The following is a 22037-nucleotide window of genomic DNA, read 5'->3' on the forward strand; positions in this document are numbered from 1 at the left end:
GCGGCCGACCGCGTCTCCCGAGATCCCGCGTGGCTATCGCCGCGACAGCCGTCGGCCGATGGTGTCGGCCACGTCGGTGAGCTCGGTGAGCCGGAACGGACCCGCCAGCCAGAGCAGCACCACTCCCAGCACGAGCCCGTCCACACCGAGCTGTACCGCGGACCAGGGCCACCCCGGTCGCGAGATCAGCTCCAGCACGGTGTCCTGCCAGATCCGGTCCATCACCCAGGTCACACCGGTCGCGATGCCCGTGGCCACGCCGAGGCGGACCACGAACCCGACCCACGCGCGCACGGCGAGGACGCCGAGGCTGCGGACGAGCACGGTCGTGGAGAGCAGTGCCCCGACGGCGTACGCCGCCGCATAGGCCAGCACCAGCATGGGCGACGTCTGCCGCGGGTCCGCCAGGCCGACCAGCGTCACGGCCGCGACGATGTTGACGGCGGCGACCACGCACTGGATGTAGAAGACGGTGCGGTTGCGCTCGAGGGCGTAGAACCCGCGCAGGGTCAGGTAGTGGATGGTGAAGAACAGCACCCCGATCCCGAACAGCGCGACCGTCGGCGCGTAGCGCGGGTACGAGTGCGCGGTGGCGCCGTGGGCCCACATGACGCGCGCGAGCGGGAGCGCGATGACCGGCAGCACCGCCGCGAACGGTACGACGACGGCCAGCGCCGAGCGCATCGTGCTCGACAGGGTCCGGGCCAGACCCGCGGGGTCGTCGTCCGCGGCGGCGCGGGAGAGCCGCGGGAGCACGGCGGTCGCGAGGGAGACGGTGATGATCGAGTGCGGGACCTGGGTGACCAGGAAGGCGTTGGAGTAGATGGTGATGCCGGTGCCGTCGTCACCGGCGGCGGTGCCGCCGGTGGCCAGCCGGGTGACCACGACGTACGCGACCTGGTTGACGATCACGAACAGGACGGTCCACACGCCGAGCCGCAGGGTGTGGCCGAGGCCGGTGCCGCGCCAGTCGAACCGCGGTCGGATCCGCACGCCGGCCCGGCGCAGGTAGGGCACCAGGATCACGAACTGGCCCGCGATGCCGAGGGTCGAGCCGAGACCGAGGAGCAGCTCCTGGCCGGAGCTGAACCCACCGTGCTGAGCGGCCGGGCCCGCGGCTCCGTAGTGCCACAGGTACCCGACCAGCACCGCGATCGCGATGACGTTGTTGGCGATCGGCGCCCACATCATCGGGCCGAACCGGCCGCGCGCGTTGAGGATCTGCCCGACCAGCACGAACATGCCGTAGAAGAAGACCTGGGGCAGGCAGTAGCGGGCGAACGCGACGGCCGCGTCGCGCTCGGCGCCCATGCCCGGCACGAAGTACTGGTGCGACAGGAGCACCCGCATCACCAGGGGTGCCGCGACCACGAGCAGGACGGTCACCACGGCGAGGAAGCAGCAGGCGAGGGTGACCACACGGTCGACGTACGCCGATCCGCCGTCCTCGTCGGTCCGCATGGCGCGCACCAGCTGCGGCACCAGCACGGCGTTGAACACGCCGCCGGCCAGCAGGATGTACAGCATGTTCGGCACCGTGTTGGCCACGGTGAAGATGTCGGCGTGGATGCTCGCGCCGAGGGCGGCCGCGAGGAGCGTCGAGCGCAGGAAGCCGCTCACCCGGGAGAAGGCGGTGCCGGCCGCCATGACCGCGCTGTTCGCGAGGATCCCGGACTGCGTGTCGGAGGCAGCGCTCACGTGGTGGCCTCGGGTCGCCGGTCACGTCCCCCGCGGAACCGGCGGACGAGCCGGACCGCGATCGCGAAGAACAGGATCCCGGCGCCGGAGCCGAGGATCACCCAGATCACCACGCCGACCGAGCCGGACCGGATCGGGACGGTGACGGTCGAGCCGATCGGCGTACCGGCCGAGCTCTCCACGACCAGGCGCAGGTTGTGCACGCCGGCGCGGCTGGTGTGGGCGTTGAGGCGCACCGATGCCCGCGAGTGGGCGGCGAGCTCGACGGGGTCGCCCTTGTCGATGCGCGCACCGCTCGCCTCGGCCGCAACCTGGACCGTGACCGGGACGTCGAGGCCGTTGGTGAGGGTGACCGCGAAGCTGCCCTCGGAGCTGGAGAGCGTGACGCTCGGCGGCGCGCTGATCGTGACGCCGGCCAGCTGCGCGTCGATCCAGGCTCGGGACGCGGCGAGACGCGAGGGGGCATCGGTGTCGGCCGCCAGCGAGTACGACGTCGCGGCCAGCGCCTCACCCGTGACCGCCGCCGACATCCGGGCGTTGGCGGCGGTCGAGTCGGAGCCGTCCTTGGCCTTCGGGGCGGTGAGGATCGACTGCAGCAGCTGCCCGCGCAGGACCAGCTGCTGCGCCTCGCCCTGCGCGTCCAGCTGGGACTCGTCGGCCACCTGCGCGGCCGGGAACTTCAGCGAGGTGGGCCGGATCGTCGCCGTGCCGCGCGCCAGCACCGTGGAGACGGTGGTGAGGTCCAGCCACGGCTGGTCCAGGCCGCTCCAGAAGCGGTTCGCCCCGTCCGCGCCCATCCCGCTCGGGAGCTGGACGACCAGCGGTCGGTTGTCGCCGGACAGCACTCGGACCGCCGCCTCCGCCAGGATCCGCTGGCGGACGGCCACGCTGCTCAGCGGCTGCTCGGGGTCGGGCCCGCCGGAGGCGGCGGCCGTGGAGGCCGCCACGAAGGGGTGCTGGCCCACGGTGCCGCCGACCACGGGTCGGCGCAGCATCTGGTCGCCGACCAGCGCGATCGCCCGGTCGTGCGCGGCGGAGATGCCGGCCGGGTCGACGTACCCGTCGGGGCTGGCGATGGCGCGCTGGGTGCCGATCTTCCAGCCCGCGAGCACGCCGTTCTCCGCCCGGGCCCAGGTGTAGAGCTGGGAGGTGACGTCGGTGCCGAGCAGCACGGGGTCGCCGTAGGGGAGGGCGAGCAGCTGCCCGGAGGCGAGGCCGGAGCGTGCCTGGTCCAGCCAGGTGGTCGCGGCGGTGGCGAGCGGCCCGGCGCTGCCGGAGCCGCTGGTACCGGTGCCGAGCCCGGTGGGCGACGCCGACGGCGAGGTGCTCGCGCCGGGGGTCGGCAGCAGTCGGCCCGGGTTGCCGTCGGAGAGCTGTTGCACGGCGTCCACGACGGCGGGGTCGACGAGCCAGGTCATGGGTCGCCCGGCCGCGGCACGGCCGATGGTGAGCTCGTCGGCGAGCGGGCCGCCTGCCGACAGGGAGGTGAGCCAGGCGGCGGTGTTGCTGAGCCGGCCGTCGCGCTCGTGCTGAATCGGCGCCCGCACCGGTACGACGACGGCCGTGTCGAGCACGGGCGTCCTGCCGGTCACGGGGACATAGGGGAGGAAGGTGCGGGCCCGGCCGTCGGCGACGTCGTCGCGCGGGGTGGTGGTGCTCTGGCCGATCGCCTGCACGCCGAACCAGTAGACGCCGGCCTGCGGGTTCGCCAGGTTCGCGCGCAGCACCTTCTGCGAGATGGTCAGCGAGAACGGCAGCGTCTGGCCGGGGGCGATCGAGGCGAGCTGCTGCTTGGCCGACTCCTCGACGACCCGCTCGCCCACGGGGCTCGCCTCGTCGGTCGCCGCCCCCTCGGCCAGCGCAGCGGAGCTGGTCATCGGCGGGGCGCACGTCCCGCTCGCCACGCACCGGTCGTCGTCGAGGTAGGGATAGAGGTTGACCTGGGTCCACGCCACCGAGTCGGTGTTGTGCACCGTGCCGCTCACGACGAGCGGGCCGTGCCGGGGGAGGACGCCCGGCGTGATCCGGCTGATCGAGATCCGCAGCGGCGCATCACCGCTGCCGGTGCGGTCGGCGTGGTCGGCGTGCGCGGCCGGCAGGGTCAGCGCGGACAGCGCGACGCAGCCGAGCAGGCCGGTCGCGGCACGCGACATCCACCGGCCCACCACTGACACCCCCCGAGCGTAGTGGGGCCCCTACGCGATGCATCGAACGGCAGGCCGGGCACCTAGAATCCGAGCCCGTGAACGACGCCGTCCCGCCCGCCCCCGCAGAGCCGCTGCGGCTGGTCGACGTCCAGGCGGCGGTCGCCGCCGAGCTGGACCGGATCGCGCCGGTCATCGACGAGCTGGGCACCCTGTTCGCGACAGCCGGCCACGAGCTGGCGCTGGTCGGCGGCCCGGTCCGTGACGCGATGCTGGGCCGGCGCTCCAACGACCTCGACTTCACCACCTCCGCGCGTCCCGAGCAGACCGACAGGATCCTCAAGGCCTGGGGCGACGCCTGGTGGGACATGGGCCGCGACTTCGGCACGATCGGGTGCCGCAAGGGTGACTGGGTCGTCGAGGTGACGACGTACCGCTCCGAGGCGTACGACGCCGACAGCCGCAAGCCCGAGGTGCGGTACGGCGACACCCTCGCCGGCGACCTCGGCCGGCGCGACTTCACCGTCAACGCGATGGCCGTGCGGCTGCCCGGCCGCGAGCTGGAGGACCCGTACGGCGGTGTCCTCGACCTGGCCAACCGGGTGCTGCGCACGCCGGGGACGCCGGAGGACTCCTTCTCCGACGACCCGCTGCGGATGATGCGGGCCGCCCGCTTCGCGGCCCAGCTCGGGTTCGCCGTCGACCCCTCGGTCGTGCGCGCGATGACCGACATGGCCGATCGGATCGAGATCGTGTCCGCCGAGCGGGTGCGCGACGAGCTGGTGAAGCTGATCTGCGCGCCGTACCCCCGGCTCGGCCTGACCCTGCTCGTCGACACCGGGCTCGCCGGCCGCGTCCTGCCCGAGCTGCCCGCGTTGCAGCTGGAGCGCGACGAGCACCACCGGCACAAGGACGTCTACGAGCACACCCTGACCGTGCTCGAGCAGGCGATCGCCCAGGAGGACCGGCTCGGCGGGCGGCCCGACTTCGTGTCCCGGTTCGCGGCCCTCATGCACGACGTCGGCAAGCCCAAGACGCGCCGCTTCGTCGAGGACGGCACCGTCACGTTCCACCACCACGACGTGGTCGGCGCGAAGATCACCCGCAAGCGGATGCGGGCGCTGAAGTTCAGCAACGACCTCATCGACCAGGTGGGCCGGCTCGTGGAGCTGCACCTGCGCTTCCACGGCTACGGGTCGGGGGAGTGGACCGATGCCGCCGTACGCCGCTACGTGCGCGACGCCGGTGACGAGCTGGAGCGGCTGCACATCCTGACCCGCGCCGACTGCACGACCCGCAACCAGCGCAAGGCCGACCGGCTCCGGCGTACCTATGACGACCTGGAGGCCCGGATCGCCCGGCTCGCCGAGGAGGAGGAGCTGGCCTCGATCCGGCCCGACCTCGACGGCAACCAGATCATGGAGATCCTCGGCATCGGTCCCGGTCGCGAGGTGGGCGAGGCCTACCGGTTCCTGCTCGAGCTGCGCCTGGACAACGGGCCGATGAGCGAGGCCGACGCGACGGCAGCCCTCCGGGACTGGTGGAACCAGCGGAACTGAGGACACCGCGGACGGCAAATTCGTCCGTCTTTCGGCCCCAGCGCACGCAGAGCGTGTTCCTCTGAGGGTGGCTTCGCGGGTCAGCTTCCCGACCCGCCGCCACACCTACTCACTGGGGGATAGAGGGGCATGGTCATGAGGCAATTCCTTGGCGCCGCCAAGCATCGGCGCCGTACGAAGCGGAGCAGGGCACGGGCCGTCCTGCTCGGTGCGCTCGCGATCGCGGCGGCCGGCGGGGTCGGCGCCGCGCACGCGATGACGAGCGACAGCGGCTCGTACAGCGTGGAGGTCACGGACAACACCCAGTGTGCGTCCGCGTCGACGTCCGGAGGCGCCATCGCGCAGTACTTCGGCGACGGCTGCCAGAGCTTCGGCACATCCGGGACCGGCAACTACGACACATTCCTCCAGATCCAGAACACTCCGACCGAGCAGGCCTTCAACACCGACGCGAAGAACCAGCTGGACGAGGGCTCCTCGCCCAACTGGAACCGCTCGATCAAGGTGAGCGCGATCCCGGTCGTCATGTACCAGGGCCAGCGCTACTTCGAGCTCTGGAACGACATCAACGAGTCCAACTCCACCAAGCGGATCGACCTCACCGACGTCGAGGTCTACTTCTCCGACGACCCGAACCTGGCCAACTACCCGTTCACGGGGCAGACCGGCGTCTCGAAGCAGTACGACTTCTCCGGAGACATCCGCATCAACGACGTCAACCAGGGCTCCGGTCGTGGCGACCTGCGCTACCTGGTGCCGACCGCCGGCATGGACATCCCGGCGAACTGCTCGTACGGCGACTCCTCCTGCTCGAAGTACTTCGTCCTCTACTCCAAGTGGGGCAACGCCGACGGCGCGGACCCGTACGCGAGCGACGGCGGCTTCGAGGAGTGGAAGGTCAAGCAGTACCCGTTCGTCCAAGTGACCAAGACCGTGAACGCGACGTACACGCGGACCTACGGATGGACGCTGGCGAAGACGCCTCCGGCCGACGTCAGCGAGTTCTACGGTCAGTCGCAGGACGGCACGTGGAACGTGACGGCGACCAAGGACGCCGGCACCATCTCGGACGCCGTCGTGTCCGGCACGATCACGGTCAACAACACCTCGGCGCTCGACGCGACGGTCTCCAGCGTCAACGACGTGCTGTCGGTCGACGGCGCGGTCTCGGCGAGCTGCGGCACCCTCCCCGTCACGCTGAAGCCGGGCAAGTCGCTCACCTGCACCTACTCCAAGACCCTCCCCTCGGGTGGCTCGGTGGCGCCGCAGGACCAGACCAACACCGCGACCGCCACGCTCGACAGCGGCGTCGTCTACAGCGGATCGGCGCCGGTCACCTTCGTCGGGACCCCGGTCAACAACGACATCACCGTCACCGACGGCGCCTCCTCGTGGACGGTGAGCAGCACGAACACCCACCCGGTCAAGCAGTCGTTCCCCTGCACGCAGGGCTCGGCCGCGACGGACACCCGCACCGTGGACAACACGGCCACGTCGAACCGCACCGATCCGGCATCGGCCTCGATGAACGTGACCTGCTACGGCCTGGACGTGGCGAAGACCGCGACCGGTGACTCGACCACGACGTACGGCTGGACGCTGTCCAAGAAGGCGCCGGCCGATGTCGACGAGTTCTACGGTCAGTCGGCCGACGAGAGCTGGCAGGTGACCGCGACCAAGGACTCCGGCACGGTGTCCGGCTCGACGGTCTCCGGCGCGATCACGGTCACGAACCCGGCACCCATCCCGGCCACGGGCGTGGCGGTCGCCGACCAGCTCGACGTCCCGGGCACCGCCGTCATCGACTGCGACCCGAGCACGGCCGGCAACCAGGCCACGGCGACGATCGCGGCGAACAGCTCGGTCGACTGTGCCTACACGGTGCCGCAGGGCTCCTCGACCGCGGCGACGAGCAACACCGCGACCGCGACGCTCGCCGGGGTGGACTACGCCAAGCAGGTCGGCGTCACCTGGAACCCGTCGACGCCGGTCAACGACTCGATCACCATCACCGACGGCGCCTCCTCGTGGACGGTCAGCAGCACCGACACCCACGCGGTCCCGCAGTCGTTCCCCTGCACCCAGGGCTCGGCCGCGACCGACACCCGGACGGTGACCAACACGGCGACCTCGCCGGGCATCGCGTCCGCGTCGGCGTCGATGAAGGTGACCTGCTACGGGCTGAACGTCGCGAAGACGGCGCAGACCAGCTTCACCCGCACCCACAGCTGGAGCGTGGCGAAGAAGCGCGTGATCGTCACCGGTGAGCACGACTTCGACGGCGACCCGTCGACGCTCGCCCTCGCCAACGGCGAGACCTACCTGGCGACGTACCAGGTCGGAGTGACGCACGTCAGCGCGGTCGACACGAACGCCAACGTCTCCGGCACCATCACGGTGACCAACCCGGCACCGATCCCGGCGACCGGCGTGGCCGTGGCCGACCGGTTCGGCGCGATGGACATCACCGTGGTCTGCCCGGGCGGTGGCTCCACCGTCGACATCCCGAAGAACAGCTCGGTCCAGTGCACCTACACCAAGGACCTGGCCGGCACGGCCGGCGGCACCAACAACGCCACCGCCACGCTTGCCGGGGTCGCGTACGGCGGCAGCGCGTCCGTCACCTTCGGTGCACCCAGCACCGAGACCGACGAGTGCGTGACGGTCACCGACGACATGGGGACGCCGGCGAACACCGCCGACGACAAGGCGCTGGGCACGGTGTGCGCCAAGGACCTGGCCGTCGGGGCGACGAAGTCGTTCACGTACACGATGACCATCGGGCCGTTCGCGACCTGCGGACCCCACGCCTTCACCAACACCGCGACGTTGGTCACCAACGACACGGCCACGGTGAAGAAGTCGTCGTACACGGTCAACGCCAGCACGCCCTGTGACACCGGCTTCACCCTCACCCAGGGCTACTGGAAGACGCACAACGACTCCTTCAAGGGAGGTGCGCCCTCCGACCCGACCTGGGCGAAGATCGGTCCGCTCAAGGAGAAGACGATCTTCTTCAAGAGCGGCCAGACCTACTACGCGGTGATGACCACTCCTCCGGCGGGCAATCCGTACTACCAACTGGCGAAGCAGTACATCGCGGCCGTCCTCAACAGCCTCAACGGTGCGGGTACGTCGTGCGTGGACACCCAGATGGCGCAGGCCAAGGTGCTGTTCCAGACCTACACCCCGGCACAGGTCAAGAACGGGAGCGCGACCCTGAAGAGCCAGTTCGTCTCGCTCGCCAACACGCTGACCCTCTACAACGAGGGGAAGATGTGCGTCCCGCACGCCGACCAGGACCCGGTCTCCCCGATCTGAGGAGTCTGAGTCCGACCGGCTGAACCATCGGACCGTGGTGACGACCTTCGCGGTCGCCACCACGGTCCGGTGCTGTTGCCCGGGGTCGGCCGTCCGCTCAGCGCAGGCTGATGTCGGGCAGGAAGGCGTCGAGCAGGAGCTCCCGCATGCGGTCCACGGTCATGCCCGTGGTGTGGGCGAGCAGCTGGATGGCCAGGCCGTCGACGAGAGCGGTGAACCGCGTCGCGAGCGCTTCGACGTCGACCTTCGGGGCGATCCCCTCATGACGGCACTCCTCGAGCAGCACGACGACGACGTCGCGCCAGCGTGAGTAGAGCAGCCGCTGGTTGGCCCGGAGCTGCGGCTGCAGCATGGCCTCGTTCCAGGACTGCACCCACACCGACCACTCCGCGAAGTCGTCTCCGGACCGGGGCAGCTGGAGCTCGATGAGCCGGCGCAGTTTCTCCAGCGGCGAGTCCGCGTCGACGAACCGGGCCTCGAGCTGGCGGTGGAGCCGGTCCGCGTAGAAGAACAGCGCCCCCCGGAGCGCGTCCTCGAGCGAGGCGAAGTGGTAGTGCACCGTGCCGGTGCTCGTCCCGCAGGCCCGGGCGATGTCGACGACGCGGACCTGGTGGAAGCCCCGGGTGGCGATCAGGTTCGCGGTCGCCTCGAGGATCTGGGACCGACGGACGACGGGGTCGGCGTGCTCCGCCCGTCGTCGTACGCCGGCGGCCTCGGCCGCCCGGAGGCTGGCGGGCGCCTTGGCCGCGCCGCGCTCGAGGTAGCGCAGCGGCACGTCACCGAGCTCGGCGAGCGCGACCAGCTCCTCGGCCCGCAGCCGCCGCGTCCCGCGCAGCGCCTTGGACAGCGCGGTCGCGTCGATGCCGAGCCGTTCGGCGACCTCGCGCTGGGTCAGGCCGGTCGCTCGGACCACGCGCCGGGCCCGCTCGGCGATCGCGGCCGTGTCAGCAGCGGTGGCGGCAGCGGTGTCAGCGGCGGGGCTCATCGAGGGTCATTGTGCAGCATCGCCCGCCTGCTCCAGCGACGCGACGACCTCGGCAGCGGCCCGGATGCCGGAGCTGATCGCCCCGTCGATGTAGCCGTTCCAGGTGTCGGCGGTCTCGGTGCCGGCCCAGTGGATCAGGCCGGTGGGTCGGCGCCATCCCTCCGCTCCCGACCGCGACCAGGTGCCCGGGGCGGGGTACGCCTCGTAGCCGCCGCCGATGATCGGGTCCTCGGCCCAGTTCTTCTCGACGTACCCGACGACGGCGCGGGCCCGCTCGCCCATGACGGCAGCGAGGTCCGCGATGACGGCCTCGCGCCGCGCGGCGTCGTCGAGCTTGGCCCAGACGTCCAGCCGATCGGCGTACACGAACGCGACGAGGACGCCCCGCTCGGCGTCGTCGGGAGAGTTGTCGAAGACGACGCCCACCGTCTCGGGCGTGTAGATCGTGGCGATGCCCGAGTTGTCCGCCGCGCGCCAGAACGGCGTCGCGTAGGTGACGTGCACCTTGGCCACGCGCCCCATCGCGTTGCCCTCGAGCCAGGCCCGCTTGGCGGCGGGCAGCGGGGGCGTGACGTCGATGGCGCGCGCAGCCGGAGGGGGCACGGTGACCACGACACGGCGACAGGTGAGCTCGCCCGACGTCGTCGTCACGGTCACGACGTTGCCGTCGCTGCGGAGGGCACGGACCGGCGTACCGAGGCGGACCCGGTCGCCCAGCAGTCGGGCTGCCGCGCGCGCCGGACCGTCGGCTCCGTCGTGGAACCGGCGGTCCTGAGCGCAGTCACGGGTCTCCATCAGCTGCGTGTAGCCCCCCGCACCCCGGAGGTAGAGCAGGACGTGGAGGATCGAGATCTCCTCGGGCTCCGTGCACCAGACGCCGTGGATGGCGAGCGCGAGACGCGCCCGCGCGTCGAGGTCGGCCGTCGCCGCGGCGAAGAAATCGGCAGCGGACTGCCGGTCCCACTCCTCGAAGTGCTCGGTGGTCCAGGGCGACGCCGGGTCGACCAGGACGGCCAGCTCGTCGAGCAGGGCGGTGATCCGCTCGTACTCGGCGACGCCGGGGCCCGCGTCCGGGCCTGCGCCGACGTACTCCACGCGACTGCCGTCGCGCCAGATCTCGGTGCTTCGGCCGTCCTCGTAGGTGGGGAAGGTGGTGCAGCCGAACCGGTCGGCCATCGCCAGCAGGTGGTGCTGGGTCGGTCCGACCCACTGTCCGCCGTGGTCGATGCGTACGCCGCCCTCGACCGTGCTGAGGGTGCGACCGCCGACCCGGTCACCTGCTTCCAGGACCAGCACGTCGACGCCGGCGTCGTGGAGCTCCAGCGCCGTGGTCAGGCCGGCATAGCCGGCGCCGACCACGAGCACCTCGACGTCGACGGGCGGGGGCGTGGGATCCATATCGGGCATGGGCCAAGCGTGAGCAAGATTGACTGAGAAGTCAAGAGTTGCGATCTGACTCTTGACACCCTCCTGTGATCCACGCAACATTGATCGACCGATCAGAACTTGCGGACAGAGGATGGTGCCCCATGAGTGCGACAGAGAAGCCGACCGTGGCGTCGGGTACGCCGACGCCCGAGCTGCGGCAGGGCGCGCTCGGCGCCGCGGCCAGCGTGATCCTGGCGACCGCATCCGCGGCACCGGCGTACAGCCTCGCCGCGACCATCGCCTTCGTCGTCGCGCTCGTCGGCTTCCAGGCACCCGCGGTCGTCGTGATCGCCTTCGTGCCGATCCTCTTCGTCTCCTTCGGCTACGCGGCGCTGAACGCCGCGGACCCCGACTGCGGCACGATCTTCGCCTGGGGCAGCCGCGTCTTCGGCCCCCGGGTCGGCTTCCTCGGCGGGTGGGCGATCATCGCCTCCTTCGTGCTGGTGATGGGCAGCCTCGCCCAGGTCGCCGGGCAGTACGTCTTCCTGCTCGTCGGGGCCGACAGCATCGGTACCGATGCGAGCAGCCCCTGGGTGCTGCTCGTCGGCCTCGGCTGGATCGCCCTGATGACGATGGTCTGCTACCGCGGGATCGAGGTCGCCGCGGCGGTGCAGCGGGTGATGCTCTACCTCGAGTTCGCGATGCTGGTGATCTTCTCGGCGGTCGCGCTCGTCAGGGTCTACACCGGCCACGGGACGAGCGGATCGACCCACCCGAGCCTGTCCTGGTTCAACCCCTTCGCCGTCGGTTCCGCGTCGGACCTGGTCAGCGCGATCGTGCTCATGCTCTTCATCTACTGGGGCTGGGAGACGGCCGTGACCGTCAACGAGGAGACCGCCGACCGCCGCCGCGTCCCCGGACTCGCCGCGATCGTGTCGACGGTGGTCCTCCTGGCGCTGTTCCTCAGCGCGATGGTCGCCACCCTGGCGATCGCAGGCATCGGCACCGACGGTGTCGGCCTCGGCAACCCGGACAACTTCGGCGACGTCTTCTCCGGCCTGGGCCACGCGGTGTTCGGCACCAGCGCGGCCGGCAACGCGGCCTGGCACCTGCTGCTGCTGATGGTGCTGACCTCGGCCGCCGCATCCGCCGAGACCACGGTGCTGACCCTGGGTCGCACGATGCTGTCGATGGGTCGTGCGGGTGGGCTGCCGACCAGGTTCGCCGAGGTGCACCCGCGCTTCGCCAGCCCCCGGTTCGGGACGATCGCCGTCGGCGTCGCCGGCGGGGTCGTGTACGTCGTCATGAACTTCATGTCGCACGGCCTCGTGATCGGCGACGCGGTGACCTCGTGCGGCCTCATGATCGCGCTGTACTACGGGCTGACCGGCATCACCTCGGCATGGGCCCACCGTCGGGTGCGCACCCGACGCCTCCAGCGCAGCATCCTCCCGGGCATCGGCGGACTCGTCCTGGTGGCGGCGGGGCTCTGGAGCCTGAAGAACGACCTGGACCCGGTCAGCAGCTACACCTCGTGGACCGTCCCGGGGCTCGAGTGGCACGTCGGGGGCGCCTTCGTCATCGGCGTGCTCACCGTGCTGGTCGGGCTCGTCGTGCTGCTCGTCCTGCAGCGGTGCATCCCGACCTTCTTCGAGGACGGGCTGGAGCCGCTGCGCGTCGAGGGATGACTGCCCTCGGGCCGAAGCCGAGCGCCGACGCTCGCGAACGCACAAGAGGCCGGCCCCGTGGGGGACCGGCCTCTTGTCGTCGTACGACGTGTCAGGCGCCGATGATGAAGGCCTCGAGCTGCGCGCGGCCCTCGCTGTCCTCGATCTGGACCGGCGGGCTCTTCATGAGGTACGCCGACGCGGGCAGGATCGGGCCGCCGATGCCGCGGTCCTTCGCGATCTTCGCCGCGCGGACGGCGTCGATGATGATGCCGGCCGAGTTCGGGGAGTCCCAGACCTCGAGCTTGTACTCCAGGTTGAGCGGGACGTCACCGAACGCGCGACCCTCGAGGCGCACGTAGGCCCACTTGCGGTCGTCGAGCCACGCCACGTAGTCGGACGGGCCGATGTGGACGTTCTTGCTGTCGATCAGGCCGGCCAGCGGGCCGGTCAGGTTCGACGTGACGGCCTGGGTCTTCGAGACCTTCTTGGACTCCAGGCGCTCGCGCTCGAGCATGTTCTTGAAGTCCATGTTGCCGCCGACGTTGAGCTGGTAGGTGCGGTCCAGCACCACGCCGCGGTCCTCGAACAGCTTGGCCATCACGCGGTGGGTGATGGTCGCGCCGACCTGGGACTTGATGTCGTCGCCGACGATCGGGACGCCGGCAGCCTCGAACTTGGCCGCCCACTCCGGGTCGGAGGCGATGAAGACGGGGAGGGCGTTGACGAAGGCCACGCCGGCGTCGATCGCGCACTGGGCGTAGAACTTGTCGGCCTCCTCCGAGCCCACCGGGAGGTAGGAGACGAGGACGTCGGCCTGCGAGTCCTTGAGCGCCTGGACGACGTCGACGGCCTCCGCGGAGGACTCCTCGATCGTCATCCGGTAGTACTTGCCCAGACCGTCGAGGGTCGGGCCGCGCTGGACCTCGACACCGAGGGTCGGGACGTCGCAGATCTGGATGGTGTTGTTCTCGGAGGCGTTGATGGCCTCGGAGAGGTCCTTGCCGACCTTCTTGTCGTCGACGTCGAAGGCGGCGACGAACTCCACGTCGGACACGTGGTACTCGCCGAACTTGACGTGCATCAGACCGGGGACGGAGCCCGCCGGGTCAGCGTCCCGGTAGTAGTGCACGCCCTGGATGAGGGACGTGGCGCAGTTGCCCACGCCGGCGATCGCTACGCGAACCGAACCCATAGGAGGTCCTTCCTTACTTTTCTTGAGAGGTGGTGGGCGTGGTGGCCGCACCACGCTCGGCGTTGATGAGCTCGGAGAGCCAGCGGACTTCCCGCTCGACCGACTCGACACCGTGCCGTTGCAGCTCGGTGGCGTAGCGGTCGACCTCCTTCTGCGTCATGGCCAGGTCGCGCTGGACCCGGTCGAGACGTTCCTGCAGCCGGGATCGCCGGCCCTCGAGCACCCGCAGCCGGATCTCCATGTCCGTGGAGGAGAAGAACCGGAACCGGATGTCGAAGTTGTCGTCCTCCCACGCAGCGGGTCCGACCTCGGACATCAGCCGGGCGAACTCCGCCCGACCGTCGTCGGTCAGCTGGTAGGTGATCCGCTGACGCCGCGACGGGACCCCCCCGGGCCCGACCTCGGAGATCAGGTTGCCGCGCAGCATCTTCTTCAGCGCCGGGTAGAGCGAGCCGTAGGACAGCAGCCGACCCCACCCGAGCATCAGGTTGAGCCGCTTGCGCAGCTCGTAGCCGTGCATGGGCCCCTCGTGCAGCAGTCCGAGGACCGCAAGCTCGATGGTGTCGCCGCGCCGTGCCATGCGATCTATCGTACCGATATATCCGCGGAACGTGAACTCCCGATGGATCGGGAGTGTCGGGCACGTGCCCTTGGGGTACGCCGGGAGGTCCTGCGTACCCTGATCCGCGTGGCTGCAGCGCAAGGAAATCGCCGGATGCCCCGATCGAGCGGCGCTCGTGGGGGACGGTCCGCTCGACCGCGGGACTGGAAGTCGCGCCTGAAGCGCCTGACGCTGTGGGCGCTGGTCGCCTTCCTGGTGTGCACCCTGGTCGGGATCGTCGGCTTCGTCGTCGCCTACAAGGCGATCAACATCCCCGACCCGAACGCGGAGTACCTCACCCAGACCACCCACGTCTACTACGCCGACGGCAAGACCGACCTCGGCGACTTCGCGGTCCAGGACCGCACGGCGATCCCGTTCGCGGAGATGCCGCAGACGATCAAGGACGCGGTCGTGGCCGCGGAGAACCGCAGCTTCTGGACCGACCACGGCATCGACCCCAAGGGCATCCTGCGCGCCGCGTTCAGCAACGCCCAGGGCAACGCGACCCAGGGTGGCTCCACGATCACCCAGCAGTACGTGAAGCTGCTCTACCTGACCCAGGAACGCAGCATCAAGCGCAAGATCAAGGAAGCGATCCTGTCGCTGAAGATCCAGCAGCAGCTGTCCAAGCAGACGATCCTCGAGGGCTACCTCAACACCGTCTACTTCGGTCGCGGCGCGTACGGCGTGCAGGCGGCCGCCCGCTCCTACTTCGACGTCGACGCCAAGAACCTCACCCTGCGTCAGTCGGCGGTCCTGGCGTCGCTGGTCAACAACCCCAGCGGCCTGGACCCCGCCAACGGCAAGGCGTCCCGGGCAGCGCTGATCGAGCGCTACGACTACGTCCTGGGCGGCATGGAGTCGATGGGCACCGCCCAGCCCACGCAGGTGTCGAAGGCGCTCGACCACCTCCCGAAGTTCCCGAAGATCAAGTCCGAGGACCGGTACGGCGGGCAGCGCGGCCACATCCTGTCGATGATCAAGCAGCAGCTGCTGAGCCTCGGCTTCAGCGAGCAGGAGATCGCGGGCGGCGGCCTGCAGGTCACGACGACCTTCACCAAGCGGGCGATGAACGCCACCGCCGCCGGGGTGAAGAAGATCCGCCCGGCCGGCTTCGGCCCGCGCCGGCTGCACGTCGCCGCCGCGTCGATCCAGCCCGGCACGGGTGCCGTCCGTGGCCTGTACGCCGGCCAGGACTACCTCCTCTCCCAGCTCAACTGGGCCGTGCTGGGCGGCCAGGCCGGGTCGACGATCAAGCCGTTCGCGCTCGCCGCGGGGCTCAAGGCCGGCTTCTCGCTGAAGGACACCTTCCAGGGCAACAGCCCCTACCGCTACCCGGACGGCACGGAGGTCAACAACGAGGGCCACACCTCCTACGGCGCGAAGGTGTCGCTGACCAAGGCGCTCGAGGAGTCGATCAACACCGCGTTCGCGGACCTGACCATGTCGATCCCGAACGGTCCGCAGAAGATCGTGGACATGGTCAACGCGGCCGGCATCCCGCCGGCGACGCCCGCGAACCCGGCGTACGGCTTCCCCGACCACTCGCCCGGCCAGGAGGCCAACGCCGGCGTGGCGCTCGGGTCGGAGACGGTCAGCCCGATCAACATGGCCAATGCCTACGCCACGATCGCCAACCACGGCGTGGCGGCGGACCCGTACATCATCGAGAAGGTCGTGGACGCCAAGGGCGTCACCCGCTACCAGCACGAGGTGACCACCCACCGGGCGATGCCGGCCGACATCGCGGCCGACACCACCTACGCGATGGAGCAGGTCGTCCAGCACGGCACCGGCACGGCAGCTCTCTCGCTCGGCCGCCCCGCGGCCGGCAAGACCGGCACCGCCACGAACGCGCTCGACCAGGTCTCCTCGGCGTGGTTCGCCGGCTTCACGCCGCAGATGTCGACGGCCGTCATGTACGTCCGTGGTCAGGGCAACGGCCAGCTCGACGGCTGGCTGCCGTCGTACTTCGGCGGTCACTTCCCGGCCGAGACCTGGACCGCGATCATGCAGCAGGAGATGGCGGGCCTCCCCGTCGAGCAGTTCCCGCCGCCGGCGTTCGTCGACGGTACGGCGCCGACCTCCGGGCACGCGCCGATCCCGACCAAGGCGCCGCCGCCGAAGCACACCAAGGCGCCCCACACCTCGGCCCCCACGAAGGCGACCTCGGCTGCCACGTCGTCGGCCGCTACCGCGACCTCGTCGAGCGCGGCGACGGCGACTGCGACGGCACCGAGCTCGAGCACGGTGACGCTTCCGACGGGTCCCACGCACAAGCCGAAGAACACCGTCGGCTCGAACCCGAGCCAGTGAGGTGAGCGGCCGCGACGAGCGCGTCCACCCCTCCCGCGAGGACGGGGTCGTCGCGACGCTGAGCGAGGTGGTCGGCGGACCGATGGGCACCCGGGCCGCCGGGCACCGCTGGTGGACGCCCACCCGGGTCCTGCTGCTGCTCACCGCGGTCGTGTTCAGCCTCGGGCTGGTCCAGAAGGCGCCCTGCGCGCTGGCGACCGGGCACGACCAGAACTGGACCTACACGCACATGTGCTACACCGACCTGCGGCCGTTGTACGTGCCGCGGGGGTTCGCCGAGGCGAAGTGGCCCTACACGGGCAACGCCGAGGTCCGGGCGCGGTACGAGACCATGGAGTACCCGGTCGGCATCGCGTACTGGGCGTGGGGCGCGTCCTGGATCACCCACTGGCTGAACGGGTCGCCGGACCTGGCTGCCCGGGCCGCCGAGCCGGTCGACCAGCTCGCCGGTGAGCCCTCGGTCGTGCGGGAGATGACGATCTTCACCCTCGTCAACGCGGTCGGCTTCGGCGCGCTCGCGCTGCTGGCCACCTGGTGGCTGGCCAAGGTGAACCCGCGTCGGCCCTGGGACGCGGCGGTGTTCGCGCTGTCGCCGACCCTGGTCCTCGCCGGCCTCGTCAACTGGGACCTCCTCGCCGTCGCGGCGGTCGCCGGAGCGCTGTGGGCCTGGTCGCGCGACCGCCCGCTCGTCACCGGCCTGCTCATCGGGCTCGGCACCGCCATCAAGCTCTACCCTCTGTTCCTCCTCGGCGCGGTCGCCGTGATCGTGATCCGCGAGCGGCGCTACTTCGACCTGTGGTTCGCCAGCGTGGGTGCCCTGGTCGGCTGGGCCGTGCTCAACGGCCCGCCGATGGTCTTCCAGGAGGCCCAGTGGCGGGTGTTCTGGACGTTCAACTCCGAACGGTCCGCGGACCTCGGCTCGCTCTGGCAGGTCATCGCGCAGGCCAGCGGCTCGACGCTCAGCCCGCACCTGATCAACACCTGGTCCTGGGCGCTGTTCGGTGGCTGGTGCCTCGTCGTCGCGCTGATCGGCTGGACGGCGCGACGCGCGACGCTGGCCCAGCTCGGGTTCCTCGTCGTGGCGGGCTTCCTCGTCGTCAACAAGGTCTACTCGCCGCAGTACGTGCTGTGGCTGCTGCCGCTCGCCGCCCTGGCGCGCCCGCGGTGGCGGGACCAGATCGTCTGGCAGGCGTGCGAGGTCTACTACTTCTGCACGATCTGGTGGTACCTGGCCGGCGAGCTGGCCCCGGCCGGCGGAGGCAACGCCGGCTTCTACTGGCTCGGCATCGGGGTTCGGGTCCTCGGCGAGCTCTACCTGGCGGCGGTGATCATCCGCGAGATGTACCGGCGGGAGCCGGTGCGGCGCAGCTCAGACCCCGTCCGGGAGCAGGTCGACGACGGCGACCCGGCAGTCCCCGACGAGGGCCAGCGGCTCGAGCCCGGTCCGTACGACGTCGTACCGGCCCAGTAGCTCGGCACCCAGGCGCGGCGACCCGTCGAGCACGGCCACGAACCGGAGGCCGTGCGAGGGCGCTCCGTCGAGGACGACCTCGTCGGTGAGCTCGACGGTCTCGACGGCCGAGGCGAACCGGCCCCGGCGGGTCATCACGTTGAAGTCGACGCTGGGACCGGCCGGCGTACCGATGACGTGGTCCTCGCCGCGGAAGCGGTACGGCGCGAACGGCTCGAGAACGTGCTCGACCCCCTCGACCGCCAGCGTCAGCGACGACCCCTCGACCAGGGTGATGACCCGGTCGATCCCGGGCAGCGCCGAGAACGGTCCGCTGTCCGCGACCGTGGCGAAGCTCAGCCGCCAGTCGACGCCGGTCGGGCCGTCGGCGCGCGCGACCTCGGCGGTGGTGCCGGTGCCGTTGGCCCACGGCATGACCGCGTGATCGACGCTGCGCAGGACCTGCCGGGTCATCAGTCGACGACCACGTCGTCGAAGGTGGTGGCGGTGTAGCGCACCCGGACGTCGACGGTGTCGCCCACCGCCGGCACGTGCGCGCCCGCGGGGAGGAACAGCATCGAGGCCTGCATGTGTGGCGGCTCGGCGAACAGCCGGAGCTTCCCGTCGACGGAGTACGGCGAGCGCACGAACCCAGCCGCGTCCAGACCACCGCGCGCCAGGGTCGAGGCCCGCGCCTTGAGCGAGCCCTCGCCGGTGGGCGCCTCGAGGCCGATCCCGTGCGCGGTGCCGCCGCTGACCACGAGCAGGTGGCCGGGCTTCGGGGCGCTGCGGCCGCGGTAGCCGTAGTGCTCGCCACGGTCGATCGGGTGCACGTCGAGCACGGTCGCGGTCACGGTGAGCGCCGCCCGGTCACCGAGCCACAGGCCGGTGCCGATCCGCGGGCGGATGGTGAAGTCGGCGTACTCCTCCCGGAGGCGGGTGAGCTCGGGAGGGGTCAGGTGGCTGACCCAGATGGTGGCTGCGCGCGGCCCCGGCACGTCGGCGCCGATGTAGTCGGTGACGAGACGCTTGACCTCGGAGTAGTGGCCGCCGGCCGCGAGCGGCAGGTGCAGCGCGAGCCCCTCCACCCGGGCACCGGGGTGCTTGCGGAGCAGGTCGCCGGCCTCCCACAGCTCGGGAGCGGACATGCCGTGCCGGCGCATGCTCGTCATCCGCTCCAGGACGACCCGGGAGCGCGGCTCGTGGGCGAGGAGGGCGCGCAGGTCCTCGAGCCGGCTGATCGTGTGGATCAGGTTGACGCCCTGCGGCGGGATCCAGGGGCGCCACGGGGTGAGGACCAGGAGGTCGCCGTCCCAGCGGGTCTGCAGCGCCGGCACCTCGTCGTAGGTGCCGGCTGCGACCGCCGTGACGTCGTGCCCGCGTCCGCGCAGCCAGTGCGCCTTGCGCCCGAGGCGGGCGACGGTGAAGCCGTAGCCGTTGCCCTTGGCGACCGGCACCAGGCCCGGGTTGGCGTCGGCCACCTGCTCGAGGTGGGCCCGCCAGCGCGGGCCGTCGACGTGGAGGGTGAGGCTCATGTCAGCGGCGCTCCATGTACATCTGGAAGGCCTTGTACAGCGGCCGGTTGAGCGGCAGGTCCCACTCCCCGGCGTACTCCACGGCCTCGCCGCCGGTGCCGACCTTGAACTGGATAAGCCCGACGTGCGGGTCGTCGGCGTCGAGGGTCTCGGTGATGCCGCGTAGGTCGTAGACGGTTGCTCCGGCCGCGATGGCCTCGCGGATCATCGCCCACTGGATGGCGTTCGAGCCACGGACCTCGCGCTTGGCGGTCGAGGAGGCGCCGTAGGAGTACCAGGCGTGCTGGCCGACGCGGATCGCGATGGTGCTGGCGACCAGGTCACCCTCGTGGTGCGCGAGGTGGAGCCGGAAGCGGTCCGGGTCCTCGGCGGTGAGGGCGTCGTACATCGTCTGGAAGTAGGACAGCGGGCGCGGCGTGAAGTGGTCGCGCTGCGCGGTGTGCACGTAGAGCTCGTGGAAGGCCGGCAGGTCCTCGCGGGTGCCGACGGTGGTGACCACCCCCTCCTTGGCCGCCTTCTTGATGTTGCGGCGCCAGAGCTGGTTCATGCCGGCCAGCACGGCATCCTCGGTGCGCGGGGTGCCGTCGGCCTCGGCGAGCGGGACCTGGAAGACGAACTGCGGCTGCCCGGCGGCGAAGCCGCCCTCGACGCCCTGGTGGCGCCAGCCGAGCCGGTTCAGCTGGCTGACCGCGCGGGCGCCGGCGGCGGGGCGCTCTGCCGGAGGGATCTGGGACAGCAGGCGTACGCCGGGATCGGCGATGCCCTCCTTGACCTGCGCCGTGGTCCACCGGGCCGTCACGACCGGCGGGCCGATCCGGACGGCGAACGCACCCTGCTTCTTCAGGTGGGCGGCCAGGGGGGTGAGCCAGGCGCCGAGGTCGTCGCTGTCCCAGTCGAGAACGGGACCCTCGGGGAGGTAGGCCAGGTAGCGCTTGACCTTCGGCAGCTGCCGGTAGAGGACCAGCGCGGCACCGACCTGGGTGCCGTCGGGTTCGAACCAGCCCAGCGACTCCGCCCTCCACTCGCTCTTCACCCTCGCCCAGGCCGGCGTCTGCAAGAAGCTGGCGGAGGGCAGGGTCGCGAGGTAGTCGTGGTGCTCGGTCGGGGAGATCGGGCGCACGCTCGGCATGGGGCTCAGGCTACCCATGGCGTCGGGGTCGGATCGCCCCGCACTCGGTCGCACCGGCACCGAGAAATGCGGAATTACCGGGATGGGCGGTCGATAACTATTGTTAATGCCGCTCGCACTTGAGCGTGAACAAGGGACTTTCTCGGGAAAGGCGGTCCTTGTGTCGACCAGACGTGACAGACGGCGGGCGGCGACGTACGAGGAGATCGTGGCGGCTGCCCGCGCGCAGCTGGCCGAGGGCCGCGAGCTCGCCCTGCGCGGGATCGCCGATGCCATCGGGATGAGCTCGCCCGGCCTGTACCGGTACGTGAGCAGCCGCAGCCAGCTCGTCGACCTGGTCGCCGAGACGATCGACGCCGACGCGGTGCGGGCCGTCGAGTCCGACGTGCTCGGTTATCCCGAGGGCGACCCCGCCGCACGCTGGGTCGCGGGGTGGGCCGGCTACCGGCAGTGGGCACTGCGCCACAGCGGTGAGTTCCGGCTCGTCATCGGTCATCCGCGCAGCGGGGGCGAGCAGGCGCTGAGCCTGCGTGAGGCCTCCGACGGCTACCTGGGGATGTTGCTGCACGAGCTGTGGCGCCACGAGCGCTTCGAGATCCCCGAGCCGGTCGCGTCCCGGGTCGCGACGTACGAGGCGGGCACCCGATCGGGTCGTGCCGGGGAGTGGCCGGCAGGTTTGGCGTGGCTGCACCAGCGCGTGTCCGCGGCACACAACGGGATCATCGCGCTCGAGGTCACCGGGTACGTCCCGGACGATCTGGTGGCCGATGCGGCGCTCTTCCGGGAGACCGTCCTGGACTGGCTCCCGCGGCTGGGCCTGCAGTCGGAGACCGCGCGGCTCGCGGCGGTTCTCGATGCTGAACTCCTGGTGTGAAACGACTTTCTGAAAAGAAAATCATTCGGAGCAATACCGGACCCGGTCTAGACATCGGCATTCCGTGACGATAAGAATCGGCACAGGGAGCAGGGATAGTCGAACGACCAGCCAGGTTCCTGCCACGGTTCGACCAATGGTCTGGGGGATCACCGGTAGTCCGTGGCGGTGGTAGGAGGGCCGCCCATCGCA

15 protein-coding genes are annotated in these 22037 nt (G+C 70.8%); 6 read left to right on the top strand and 9 right to left on the bottom strand.

The features are described from left to right. Positions 1-33 precede the first annotated feature (33 nt). Together murJ and ACYVAQ_RS02755 are read right to left on the bottom strand one after the other, a co-directional pair. The gene (gene murJ / locus ACYVAQ_RS02750) at positions 34-1698 is read right to left on the bottom strand and encodes a murein biosynthesis integral membrane protein MurJ (RefSeq protein WP_460786920.1); all 1665 of its coding nucleotides are present in this window, start codon (positions 1696-1698) and stop codon (positions 34-36) included. Beyond that, positions 1695-3872 (bottom strand): DUF6049 family protein, encoded by a 2178-nt coding sequence (locus ACYVAQ_RS02755; RefSeq protein WP_460786921.1) that lies wholly within the window; start codon positions 3870-3872, stop codon positions 1695-1697. The genes murJ and ACYVAQ_RS02755 overlap by 4 nt, the downstream gene beginning before the upstream one ends. A gap of 104 nt (positions 3873-3976) precedes the next feature. Here ACYVAQ_RS02755 and ACYVAQ_RS02760 point away from each other — a divergent pair, with 104 nt between their 5' ends. Next, positions 3977-5401 (top strand): CCA tRNA nucleotidyltransferase, encoded by a 1425-nt coding sequence (locus ACYVAQ_RS02760; protein ID WP_460787068.1) that lies wholly within the window; start codon positions 3977-3979, stop codon positions 5399-5401. 135 nt (positions 5402-5536) lie between these two features. Further along, positions 5537-8722 (top strand): hypothetical protein, encoded by a 3186-nt coding sequence (locus ACYVAQ_RS02765; RefSeq protein WP_460786922.1) that lies wholly within the window; start codon positions 5537-5539, stop codon positions 8720-8722. 97 nt (positions 8723-8819) lie between these two features. Here the strand turns inward: ACYVAQ_RS02765 and ACYVAQ_RS02770 are convergent, their stop codons facing one another. Both ACYVAQ_RS02770 and ACYVAQ_RS02775 read right to left on the bottom strand, forming a co-directional pair. Then, positions 8820-9707 carry a TetR family transcriptional regulator C-terminal domain-containing protein gene (locus ACYVAQ_RS02770; RefSeq protein WP_460786923.1) on the bottom strand — a complete coding sequence of 296 codons (888 nt, stop codon included), beginning with the start codon at positions 9705-9707 and terminating at the stop codon, positions 8820-8822. A 6-nt stretch (positions 9708-9713) separates the two neighbouring features. After that, on the bottom strand, positions 9714-11114 hold the full coding sequence (locus tag ACYVAQ_RS02775) for a flavin monoamine oxidase family protein (protein WP_460786924.1): 1401 nt from the start codon (positions 11112-11114) through the stop codon (positions 9714-9716). A gap of 122 nt (positions 11115-11236) precedes the next feature. Between ACYVAQ_RS02775 and ACYVAQ_RS02780 the strand changes: the two genes are divergently transcribed. Further along, positions 11237-12763: an APC family permease gene (locus ACYVAQ_RS02780; protein ID WP_460786925.1), complete on the top strand. Its 1527-nt coding sequence runs from the start codon at positions 11237-11239 to the stop codon at positions 12761-12763. Positions 12764-12854: 91 nt separating this feature from the next. On the opposite strand, the gene ACYVAQ_RS02785 is transcribed toward ACYVAQ_RS02780, so the two are convergent. Then, the gene (locus ACYVAQ_RS02785) at positions 12855-13937 is read right to left on the bottom strand and encodes an inositol-3-phosphate synthase (protein ID WP_460786926.1); all 1083 of its coding nucleotides are present in this window, start codon (positions 13935-13937) and stop codon (positions 12855-12857) included. 13 nt (positions 13938-13950) lie between these two features. Further along, the gene (locus tag ACYVAQ_RS02790; protein WP_460786927.1) at positions 13951-14517 is read right to left on the bottom strand and encodes a PadR family transcriptional regulator; all 567 of its coding nucleotides are present in this window, start codon (positions 14515-14517) and stop codon (positions 13951-13953) included. A 135-nt stretch (positions 14518-14652) separates the two neighbouring features. Between ACYVAQ_RS02790 and ACYVAQ_RS02795 the strand changes: the two genes are divergently transcribed. After that, positions 14653-16857, top strand: a complete 2205-nt coding sequence (locus tag ACYVAQ_RS02795) for a transglycosylase domain-containing protein (RefSeq protein WP_460786928.1) — start codon at positions 14653-14655, stop codon at positions 16855-16857. Position 16858: 1 nt separating this feature from the next. Then, positions 16859-18328 (top strand): glycosyltransferase family 87 protein, encoded by a 1470-nt coding sequence (locus ACYVAQ_RS02800; protein WP_460786929.1) that lies wholly within the window; start codon positions 16859-16861, stop codon positions 18326-18328. Here the strand turns inward: ACYVAQ_RS02800 and ACYVAQ_RS02805 are convergent. Genes ACYVAQ_RS02805 through ACYVAQ_RS02815 form a run of 3 tightly spaced genes read right to left on the bottom strand, consistent with a single transcriptional unit; the run spans position 18227 to position 20971 of the window. Beyond that, positions 18227-18781: a HutD/Ves family protein gene (locus ACYVAQ_RS02805; RefSeq protein WP_460786930.1), complete on the bottom strand. Its 555-nt coding sequence runs from the start codon at positions 18779-18781 to the stop codon at positions 18227-18229. The two genes, ACYVAQ_RS02800 and ACYVAQ_RS02805, sit on opposite strands and share 102 nt — an antisense overlap. Then, on the bottom strand, positions 18781-19842 hold the full coding sequence (locus ACYVAQ_RS02810; RefSeq protein ID WP_460786931.1) for an alanine racemase: 1062 nt from the start codon (positions 19840-19842) through the stop codon (positions 18781-18783). The genes ACYVAQ_RS02805 and ACYVAQ_RS02810 overlap by 1 nt, the downstream gene beginning before the upstream one ends. Before the next feature lies 1 nt (position 19843). Beyond that, entirely contained in the window at positions 19844-20971 is a 1128-nt protein-coding gene (locus ACYVAQ_RS02815; RefSeq protein ID WP_460786932.1) for a lipid II:glycine glycyltransferase FemX, read from the bottom strand. 160 nt (positions 20972-21131) lie between these two features. Between ACYVAQ_RS02815 and ACYVAQ_RS02820 the strand changes: the two genes are divergently transcribed. Next, positions 21132-21845: a TetR/AcrR family transcriptional regulator gene (locus ACYVAQ_RS02820; protein WP_460786933.1), complete on the top strand. Its 714-nt coding sequence runs from the start codon at positions 21132-21134 to the stop codon at positions 21843-21845. Positions 21846-22037 lie beyond the last annotated feature (192 nt).

The sequence above is a fragment of the Nocardioides maradonensis genome (assembly GCF_054777115.1).